The organism is Oleiphilus sp. HI0079 (genome assembly GCF_001635105.1).
The window spans coordinates 22,234-31,565 of record NZ_LWFT01000728.1 but is presented as its reverse complement, the minus strand read 5'-3'; the positions used below and the strand labels follow the sequence as shown (position 1 = coordinate 31,565).

Genomic DNA, 9,332 nt, shown 5'->3' with positions numbered 1-9,332 from the left:
GCACCGTTGAAAAACGATGCTTATGATCCTGATAAATGCGGCAAACATGTATACGTTCTCTTGCCTGGAGAAAGTGACTTTCAGCAATTGACCAAGGACATTTTTAAGAAAATAGAAGCTGCGGGCTACCGTTTCTAAGCGAGCGACGCCGCCTGCATGAACCTAACTTAACTGCGGTTTTTATAGTCTTCGGGGCCTTTTTCACCCGAATGAACCGCACCTGATAGTTTCTGGTTATGTCGACCAATGAGTTTGCGTTGCAGTTTGGTTTCGAGAGTGAGCGCCTGTCGAACGGTTGAAAGCCAAGCCGAGTTATACAATTTTTTGGTGTAACTGATGGCATCTGGCGATTTTTGTTTGAGAGAGTCGATAAACGCGATTGCTTCTTGCATTGGGTCATCACTAATTCGCGTGACTAAATTGTAGTCGAGTGCGGTTTGCGCATCGAATACCTCTGCGGTCATTGTTAACTCTTTTGCTCTGTCTATTGGAAGAAGTTCTCGTAGGGCGATAGATCCCGCCATGTCAGGGATTAGGCCCCACTTTGTTTCCATAATGGAAAATGTGCAGTCTGTTTGTGCATAGCGAAAATCTGCGCCTAGAGCGATTTGAAAACCACCGCCCCAACACTTTCCGTGAGTGACCGCAATGACCGGGACAGGCACTTCTCGCCAAAGATAGCTGACATCTTGCGCAATATTAGAAAACTTTGTTCCTGGCTTGATCAAAAGCTTGATCGCCGCCATCGGATTTTTGAGCATGCTCTTCACATCAAGCCCTGAGCAGAATGCCTTGCCCTCGCCAGAAAGAATGACGCCACGTATTTCCTTGTTGCGTGATACCTGCTTGGTGGCTTTTATAATCGCTTCAAACATAGGCATGTCGAGTGCGTTGAGTTTGTCTGCGCGAACGAGTTTCACAAATGCGATTTGATTGGTGATCTCAAGTTCTACTCGGTCGTTGATGATGGTTTTTGACATGTGTTTTCCGATTAATTTTTAAAGTTTAAAGGGCTGGGGATCGCCATTATAGATACGGGATAGTATCCGGCTTTCGCGTTCGATCAAAGTTTGCATCAGCAAATCAACATCGCTCATCCGGTAGAAAGCATCAAGTCCTCGCATTAAAAACCCGTGCAGGGAGTGTAGGCCGGATTTTTTTGCGGGTTTCTCAGAAACTGAAAGAGTAAAGCGCAGGACCGGGTTTCTTGCGTGACGATCGAGCAGCTCGCCCGCTCTTTCTACCAGAACTAATTGTCGTAACCGGTCTTCGCGGCGGGAAGCTGACTGGTAGGCTTTGACATAAGACTGCTCGTTGATATCCGACTGTTTGCTGTCGTTGAAGAGGTTTTCTGCGAGCGCGTCATCGAGGCGTTGTGTGAGCAGATTTAGCTCGACGAGATTGGATACTGTCCCGAGCAAGGATGACGGCAGGAGCTTGATGAGTTTTGGGAATATCCGTTCTAAATCTCGGTCTCGCGCACTGAAGTCCTCGACACCATAGAGCTCCTGAAGAAGGAAATCGATGCCATCCTTGAAGTTTAGGTTGCTGTAGAGATCGCTGTGTGTGGTTTTCAGGCGAGCTGATTGCCAGTTTGCTAGATCGATTTTGAGTTTCGAAAGCTCTGGGTTTAAGGGGGATTGCTGGTAGTCATGGTAATCCAGCATTAAATTCTTGAGTCGCTGGGCCTCCGCGCCTTTTGCCGGAGTGGATGCAATTCTGTCACGGTACATGAGTCGCTTGGTAAACCTGTCTCGCAAAATAAATGACAAGTCCGCGAGTGTAAACCGCTAAGCGGAAGATGCAAACTTTAACTGGCACATTTCAGGGGAATTAGCCGTTTGAAATGAGGGCTTTTGCTTGCGCCGCGCGTATTTGTTTCTGCTGTTGTTTTATGCGTTCGGCTTCTTCTGAAGACGGAATCGTGTCAAAAGATGGAATCCATTTACGATCATCCAGCGTCACGAAGTGGCTGAGAGCACCAGTTTCTACAACGCGAATTGCCGTGGGGCTTTTAAGAGCACTCGCTAGCATGAGGTTACGGTCAAGAATTCGATCTACCTTAGGGATCAAAAATGTACCATGGCGAAGGTGCTGATATGCCGAGTAATCGGCTTTATCCATCCATGCAAAGAGGTTTTCAATGTTGCGTACGATCGTCAGATGGTCTTTGGTTGCAGTGAACAGTTTATGCAGTAACTTTCGTTTTCGAGGGTTCATTTTGCCAAAAAACATTTGGCCGTAAGACGAAGATGGAGTGCTATTGATTAAGCGGATGACCCATGGCCACATGCCGTGACTCACCGGCTCTAAAAGAGCAGACACGAGCGGATGTGTTTTTCCTCCGGGAAGTGCAGGAGCCTCAAGAATAACTTCGACATGCTCAAAAAGCTCTGGCCGCTGATTGACGGCTTCCAAAATAACCGCGCCGCCACGCGAATGTCCGTGAATGCGAATTTTGTTGGTTGTCGGGAGGTTTTCAAGCGCTTGAGTAAGAATGCACGCGTCGTACTCAATGGTGCCTTCTAAATATTTGATCGGTATTTCCCAGCTTGCTGGTTCAGGAAGAGGGCCTTCAACTGGGATATGGTAGTTGCTGCAGGTAAGGAGAATAAGTTCTGTGCTTGGTTCTTGATACGCTTGCGTGAAATAGCAGTGATTCTCAAGAAACCCATGTACGCCGATAACGGTATGTGTCGCTTTTTCAGAGTGATTGCGAACACTGACAGCACCTTTACCTACGGTAAACACTTTTCCTGAGAACATCTCAGTGTATGTTTGCGCAATAGGCTTAATTAACTTTCTAGCGTGAGTAGCTTGCACAGCAATCGTTCTCCCCAGTTAATCTGCACCACATTATTTGTTTGAGTAGTAACGGTGCGTACTTTGCTGTCCTTAGCTTGCGTAGCCTTCGGTTTTCCTAAACCTGACTTTAATGTAACACAAAAGTGGTCGGCTGCGTCTTACTTCATTATAGGCCCTTTTCCTTAAGACTTGTTTAACACTTTCGTCTAAGGCCTTGATTCAATTATGGCAGAGGATCACTTCGGGAGTGTTAATTTATGTAAGCTGTGATAACATTTTGTTATCTAAGTGCTTTAAATTAAGACGCCCTGTTTTTTCGCTTCCTCGGCCTTGGTTTGCATCCTAGCACTAAAATTAAACTATAAAAATAATGACAGGAACCGGGTATGACCGATCATGCCAATAAACCCCTCTCTGGGGTTGATATTGCTTGGTTGCGCATGGATTCGCCAACCAATCTAATGATCATCAACGCGATGATCATTACCGAAGAGATGGAGTTCAAAGATTTTAGAAATACGATTATAAATCGATTTCTGCGATTCCCTCGTTTTATGACGCGACCAGTTCAGGTATCGGGCGAGTATGTTTGGGAAAAAGACCCGTACTTTGATTTGGCGAATCATGTAAAAAAGGTAGCCCTTCCCGGAAAGGCCGATAAACAGTCGCTACAGAAATATCTTGCAGATCAAAGCAGCGTTCCGTTTGATGAAAGCAAGCCTCTGTGGCAGATTCACTTTGTTGATAATTACTGCGATGGCAAAGCGATCATTCTTCGTGTTCATCATTGTTACGCAGATGGCTTGGCACTTATTTCCGTCTTTAACTCGATTACCGATGGTAGCGCGAATGTCGCGCCATTTTCAGTCGCGCAAGCGGCGTCGAATGAAGAAAGTAAGGAAGAAGTGAATTACGAATGGCCGCGATATCAGCGATTGATCGATACAGCGACCGAGCGAGCTGATCGCTATGCGAAATTTGCGAAGAAAATTTCAACCGACGGAATCGGAATTTTACGCGACCAAGATGCGATGCGTGGCATTGTCGGTGATGGCGTTCGAGCGGCAACCGAGCTCGCGCAATTGGCGACGATGCCTGCCGATCCCAGAACGACGTTGAAGGGCAAGCTTGGCGTTAGGAAGACCTGCGCTTGGTCTGATCCTGTGAGTTTTGATAAGTTCCACGGTATTGCCAAGGTCGTTGGTTGCAAGATCAATGATTTGTTGATGTCCTGTGTTGCTGGTGCGTTTCGGGAAGAGTTGATCCGCGCGGGTGAGGATATTGAAGGGCGACGCGTTCATGTGACGATTCCCGTCAATATTCGGCCACCTGATCAGATGGATTTGAGTGAGCGCCCTGATGAGCTTGGAAATCAGTTCGGAACCGTATTTGCCGCCTTACCGGTAGATATCGAGAATCCATTAGAGCGCGTTTATAAGATCAAGCATGACATGATCGCACTGAAACAGTCGCTTCAACCGGCACTCTCTTATGGAATTTTATATGCCGCAGGCCTTTTGCCGAAGGGCATGCAGCGCGCTTTGACGGAGAGTTTTGGCAACAAGACAACGGCGGTGATGTCAAATGTTCCAGGGCCTCGAGAGCCGCGTTTTATTGCGGGCTCTCGAATCAAGGAGCAAATGTTCTGGGTACCTCAAACGGGTGATCTTGGAATTGGCTTAAGTATCATTAGTTATGGTGGTCAAATCCAATTTGGCTTAATTGGTGACTCGCGCTTGTTGCCCAATCCTGAGCGAATTGTTTCTCGTTTTGTGGCGCAGATTGAGCTGCACAGAACCGATGTGGTTGCCAGCTACATTGAAGACCTTGTCCAGCCGACGATCATTGGCTAGGCCGAAGTAAGTCGAGGCTTGTCTTTTTAGAAGAGGAATGCTTGAATTCGCGCTCCCAAAAGTGAGTGCGACGAGCGTATTTCTTCATGACTTCTACACAAGATGACAACAAACCACAGGTCCCTCTGGCCACAAAGCTGAATCTCGAAACCGCACAAATTTCCTGGAAAGAATTGGAACCGCATTTTGCGGGCGGGAATGTAATTGCTGTGGATAAGGGCCTTGACCTCTTACTGGTCGCAGAGCAGATTGTTGCGGACAACACTGACATAATCAAACAGTGGATGAGTGAGGGGAAAGTGGCGCAGGTAGCGGACGATCAGGCGCTAAGCTGGTCAAATGACAACGCTTTGCTGTGGGCAGTTGTGATCAAGCCTTGGATTCTTGTTCAGCAGCGCTAGACTAGCTTGCGGCGAAGCGGAAAAGTTCCTTTGAGAGCTTTATTGGTTGGTCAATTAATGGCGCATGGCCACTTTTTGTAAATGGAATGACGCTACAATTTGAATTCAAATCAGCCATTCTTAATTGCCCTGTTGCAGGATACATGTCCGATTTCATTCCCACTAGAATATCAATCGGTACGTTGCTGTTTGTTACCGCTGATCGTAGGTCGTAGCGCTCGGTAATGTAGGAGTTCAGGCAGTGCATATAGGCTGACCAGTTTTCGGTTGGAAGTATTTGTTGCGACACCCATTCTTTAGAAATAAGTACTCTCGATAGGGCTTTGTGAATTGGGTTCGAGAGCGCGGAAGCAAAAAATTCGGAAAGCTCACGATGAATTTGCCATCGCAGTGCTAGAGGAATCTCCTCATAAGCCGCTTTTCGCGTCATAAAGGGCGCAAGATCTTCGATGAGTCGTTCTGCGTTTTCAAAGCGGCTGTCATGTTCGTCACCAAATAACCCCCATTGCCAGTCGCTCTTGTTCACACAGCAGGGGCTTTGATCAATGTGCAGGTAGCGCTGCAGTTTTTTGGGGCTGTGCGCTTCTATTAGCTTTAGTGATGTCAGCGCTCCCATAGAAATGCCGATGAGTTTGAACTCTCCAAGTTGTAAGTGACTAATGAGCTGATTTATGTCGCTGGCAAAGTTTGAAACGGCACAGGTCTCGCTAAAATCTGCGTGATGAGAGCGGCCGAAACCTCTAAGGTCTGGAATAATGACACGGTATTTTTGTGATAGAGCCCAAGCGTAAGGAAGCCAGTGCCCAGAGTGCATGCCAAAACCATGGAGCATGATAATAGTTGGGCCTTTACCGATGTCTCGATAATAAAGGCTGGCGTTATCACTCGTATTAAAACGTGGCATTTTCTTGCTCCAAAATTCAACAACAGGACTACATTGGATTAAGGTAAGTAAACCTCAATGGGCGCGGAGAACCGGCCTGTTATTCCATCCGAGTCGATTGTTGCGATATGAAGGTAGACACTGCCTGCGTTTAGGTTAGCGAGAGTAAACTGCGTATTGTTTGCTCCGACGACGGTAACACCATTATGAATCGAGTTGGATTTGTAACCATATTCCAAACGATAGCCATATATTTCGCTTGGATTCAGTGGTTCTCCGTTTTCCCGCTCTGAGGGCATGGCCCAAGATAGCGCGAGGGAGGGGCGTTCGCGCACAGTGATGTTTGCAGAATTTGAGGTCAGAGAGCCGAGCGCGCTTGTTGCAATAACATGGTAAGCGCCCGAATCTTCGGCTGAGGCATTTTGAATGGTAAAGTACCCGGACTCTGCGCCTGTGATAGGATTGCCATTTTTAAACCATTGGTAGGAATGTGATGTTTGTGCTGATGTTTGAACGCCGAGCGTATGTGAGTCTCCGAGGTATACCTGTGCTGAACGCGGATGCTCAAGTAGTTCCAGCGCCGCGCTATTGCTAATTACCTGAATCTCGGCACGACTTGAGGCAATCTTGCCCGAGCTGTTACTGACTTCGACGAAATAGCTGCCTTCGTCAGACGGGCTTACATTCGTCAGTGTCAAATAGCTGCGTGTTGCGCCACTCAACTTCACCCCGTTTTTAAACCATTGGTAGCGTAAAAAGCCGCCACCTGATGCTACTACTTGAAGGGCTGCTTGTTGTCCATTCAGCAGCGCCGTGCTTTGCGGGTGCTCAGTAATTTGTATGCCACTCAATGCGTCTGTGACATGGACGTGTGCAAAGTTGGAATAGATGATGTGTCCGTTGCGCGATGCAATTGCCCTGTATGCGCCTGAGTCGCTATTTGCTACATCACTAATTTGGAGGGTCGGGCTTCTTTGGCTGGTCAGAAGACTACCGTTCCTTTGCCAGCGGATCTCGACGTTATCGGTGATATTGGTGTTTGCGTTCAACGTTAATGACTGACCACTTACGAGTGTTGCTCCCTGAGGTTGTCTAGAAAAGTCCAGAGCAACGTTTGCTGTATTTACTTGCAGGGTAGCTAGGCTTGAGAAAAGTGTTTGGCCTGCGCTGGAAACGCGAACCTGATAGCTGCCAGCGTCGCTGCCTTTTGCGCTTGCCTTTCCATAAATGGCACTAGTTGCTCCGGGAATCTCTGCGCCATTGTGAAGCCATTGATATTGCAACGCAGATTGTGCGCTTGCGTGAGCGCGAAAATAAAAACTCTCACCCAAGGTCGTACTTCTACTCTCCGGTGATGAGAGGATGCGAAAGCCGCCTTCCGTCGAAGCGCTGTTCGCTTTAGCGAGCAGCGTGTCCATTTGAGTGAGAGTATCCTGTGCCAGCGTCACAGAGAGCTGCTCGGCAATTGCTGCGCTGTTCTTGAATAGATTGCTGGGCGCTATGTCATTGATAGTAATCCCCGCGTCATACCAGCTCTGTGTTTGCGCAAGCTCAAACAAGCTTGCGCCTAATAATGAGATGACGAAACTACTGGCGTCGCTTTGTTCGACATTAGTGCTATCGGTAATATCGATGAAGGGCGTTGTGAGCGGGTCCGTTTGTAAGCCAAGCGTATCTGCAATCCAGTTCTTGGCTTGTTGAATGTTTGCGAAAGTCAGGCCGTCAGGGAGATTAAGCGCGGTTGAAACAATGAGGTGGCTCAGCGAAGAGATGTGGGCGCTATACTCTCGACTGTCGCTGTGAGCGTGAACAAGACCGAGTAATTGAAAGTCATCTTCCAATGGAACGGCTTCGCCAAATTCATACCAGATACCATCCGTCTTGCCGGTGCAGCCCATTGCTTGGTCACATTTCATGCGAGTGGTTTGCGCATTTGATGTGATTTGTAAAAGAACGGGTTTGTTAAAGCTTGTTTGAGTCAGCTGTAAAGCAAAGTTGCCAGCAGGGTCTGTTTCCGTCGTTGAGATGAGTTCGAGCGACTGATCTTCGCTGTCAACCGCGTAGGCGCTGACGATACCATTGCTAATTACGCCTTTGACGGCTTGCCCTTTGACGGTTTCTAGGACCTGATTGGCGCCGTGTTCATCTGTACTACCTGAGCTACAGGCTGCGAGCGCAACGGAGCAGATGATCAAACAGGCAATGTGGCGAAAAGATGAGTACATGGCGGGTTGAACGAACGGTATCCAAGCTGTGAGAAAACTTCCTAACGCCTAGGATACCGCGTTCAGTTCATTATTTTGATTAAATCTTGTACTTCTTGTCTTACTAATAAGTAAGGTGTTATTTGAGTTTCCAGTTTAACGTTGAACCTGCATAGAACGGCACTATCTCACCGCCATTAGCAAGCTGCATTGTCTCGGGCACTGTCCACTCTTCGCGCACTAAGGTGATGCTGCCCGTGTTACGAGGTAGGCCGTAAAAATCGGCTCCATGGAAGCTCGCAAATGCTTCGAGCTTATCGAGACAATCGAGTTGTTCAAATACCTCGGCATACAACTCGATGGCACTCCATGCACTGTAACAACCGGCACAGCCGCACGCGCTCTCTTTTTTGCTCTTCTCATGAGGGGCTGAATCTGTTCCCAAAAAGAATTTATGAGATCCGGATTTAACCACTTCCTGCAAGGCTTGTTGATGGATGTTGCGCTTAAGAACCGGAAGGCAAAAGTTGTGAGGACGAATGCCCCCCACAAGCAAATCGTTTCGATTTAGCAATAGGTGCTGCGGCGTAATGGTTGCACCCACTTGCTCATTTGCAGAAAGAACAAATTCGGCAGCGTCTTTCGTTGTGATGTGCTCGAAAACGATCTTCAGCGAAGGGAAGTCTTGATGAATGCGCTTTAGATGCTGATCGATAAAGAGCTTCTCTCGATCGAAAATATCCACGTCATTGTGCGTTACCTCGCCATGGATGAGCAATAACATACCTTCTTCGGCGAGCGCTTCAAAAACAGGGTTAAGCGACTCCAAACTTGCTACTGCCGCATCGGAGTTTGTGGTTGCTCCAGCAGGGTATAGCTTGGCTGCAACCGCACCGGCCGCTTTGGCGGCAATAATATCGTCTCGGCTTGTCTGATCCGTGAGATAAATCGTCATTAAGGGTTGAAAGTCCGAACCCGCTGGTCGCGCGGCCTCGATTCGTTGCCGATATGCAGACACCAATTCTCCAGTCGTGACCGGGGGTACCAGGTTTGGCATAACAATCGCGCGAGCGAAACATCGCGCGGTTGCTGGTACGGTCTCCTTAAGCATGTCACCATCGCGAAAGTGAAGGTGCCAATCGTCAGGGCTTGTGAGTGTCAGTTGTTGCATACAAAGGGCTCTTTA

At 47.9% G+C, this 9,332-nt stretch carries 8 protein-coding genes; 2 read left to right on the top strand and 6 right to left on the bottom strand.

What is annotated here, in order from left to right; all coding sequences use genetic code 11:
* Positions 1 to 167: 167 nt before the first annotated feature.
* The 3 genes from A3750_RS13290 to A3750_RS13280 all read right to left on the bottom strand — a co-directional run bounded on the left by A3750_RS13290 (position 168) and on the right by A3750_RS13280 (position 2,823).
* Complete coding sequence (locus tag A3750_RS13290) at positions 168 to 980, bottom strand: crotonase/enoyl-CoA hydratase family protein (protein ID WP_068456788.1); 813 nt, start codon at positions 978 to 980, stop codon at positions 168 to 170.
* An 18-nt stretch (positions 981 to 998) separates the two neighbouring features.
* Complete coding sequence (locus A3750_RS13285) at positions 999 to 1,733, bottom strand: hypothetical protein (protein WP_068456791.1); 735 nt, start codon at positions 1,731 to 1,733, stop codon at positions 999 to 1,001.
* A gap of 100 nt (positions 1,734 to 1,833) precedes the next feature.
* Positions 1,834 to 2,823 carry a S9 family peptidase gene (locus tag A3750_RS13280; protein ID WP_231871819.1) on the bottom strand — a complete coding sequence of 330 codons (990 nt, stop codon included), beginning with the start codon at positions 2,821 to 2,823 and terminating at the stop codon, positions 1,834 to 1,836.
* Between the two features lie 368 nt (positions 2,824 to 3,191).
* Here A3750_RS13280 and A3750_RS13275 point away from each other — a divergent pair, with 368 nt between their 5' ends.
* Positions 3,192 to 4,658 carry a wax ester/triacylglycerol synthase family O-acyltransferase gene (locus tag A3750_RS13275; RefSeq protein ID WP_068456794.1) on the top strand — a complete coding sequence of 489 codons (1,467 nt, stop codon included), beginning with the start codon at positions 3,192 to 3,194 and terminating at the stop codon, positions 4,656 to 4,658.
* A gap of 86 nt (positions 4,659 to 4,744) precedes the next feature.
* Positions 4,745 to 5,059, top strand: a complete 315-nt coding sequence (locus tag A3750_RS13270) for a DUF2288 domain-containing protein (protein WP_068453187.1) — start codon at positions 4,745 to 4,747, stop codon at positions 5,057 to 5,059.
* A gap of 1 nt (position 5,060) precedes the next feature.
* On the opposite strand, the gene A3750_RS13265 is transcribed toward A3750_RS13270, so the two are convergent.
* From A3750_RS13265 to pyrC, 3 genes are all read right to left on the bottom strand, one after another.
* The gene (locus A3750_RS13265; protein ID WP_068456796.1) at positions 5,061 to 5,963 is read right to left on the bottom strand and encodes an alpha/beta fold hydrolase; all 903 of its coding nucleotides are present in this window, start codon (positions 5,961 to 5,963) and stop codon (positions 5,061 to 5,063) included.
* A gap of 38 nt (positions 5,964 to 6,001) precedes the next feature.
* On the bottom strand, positions 6,002 to 8,167 hold the full coding sequence (locus tag A3750_RS13260; protein WP_068456800.1) for an immunoglobulin domain-containing protein: 2,166 nt from the start codon (positions 8,165 to 8,167) through the stop codon (positions 6,002 to 6,004).
* Positions 8,168 to 8,285: 118 nt separating this feature from the next.
* On the bottom strand, positions 8,286 to 9,317 hold the full coding sequence (gene pyrC / locus A3750_RS13255; protein ID WP_068456803.1) for a dihydroorotase: 1,032 nt from the start codon (positions 9,315 to 9,317) through the stop codon (positions 8,286 to 8,288).
* Positions 9,318 to 9,332 lie beyond the last annotated feature (15 nt).

Coding starts and splice junctions, on each gene's coding strand:
- A3750_RS13260 (WP_068456800.1), bottom strand. CDS start 8,167: ATGTACTCATCTTTTCGCCACATTGCCTGTTTGATCATCTGCTCCGTT.
- pyrC (WP_068456803.1), bottom strand. CDS start 9,317: ATGCAACAACTGACACTCACAAGCCCTGACGATTGGCACCTTCACTTT.
- A3750_RS13265 (WP_068456796.1), bottom strand. CDS start 5,963: ATGCCACGTTTTAATACGAGTGATAACGCCAGCCTTTATTATCGAGAC.
- A3750_RS13270 (WP_068453187.1), top strand. CDS start 4,745: ATGACTTCTACACAAGATGACAACAAACCACAGGTCCCTCTGGCCACA.
- A3750_RS13285 (WP_068456791.1), bottom strand. CDS start 1,733: ATGTACCGTGACAGAATTGCATCCACTCCGGCAAAAGGCGCGGAGGCC.
- A3750_RS13275 (WP_068456794.1), top strand. CDS start 3,192: ATGACCGATCATGCCAATAAACCCCTCTCTGGGGTTGATATTGCTTGG.
- A3750_RS13290 (WP_068456788.1), bottom strand. CDS start 980: ATGTCAAAAACCATCATCAACGACCGAGTAGAACTTGAGATCACCAAT.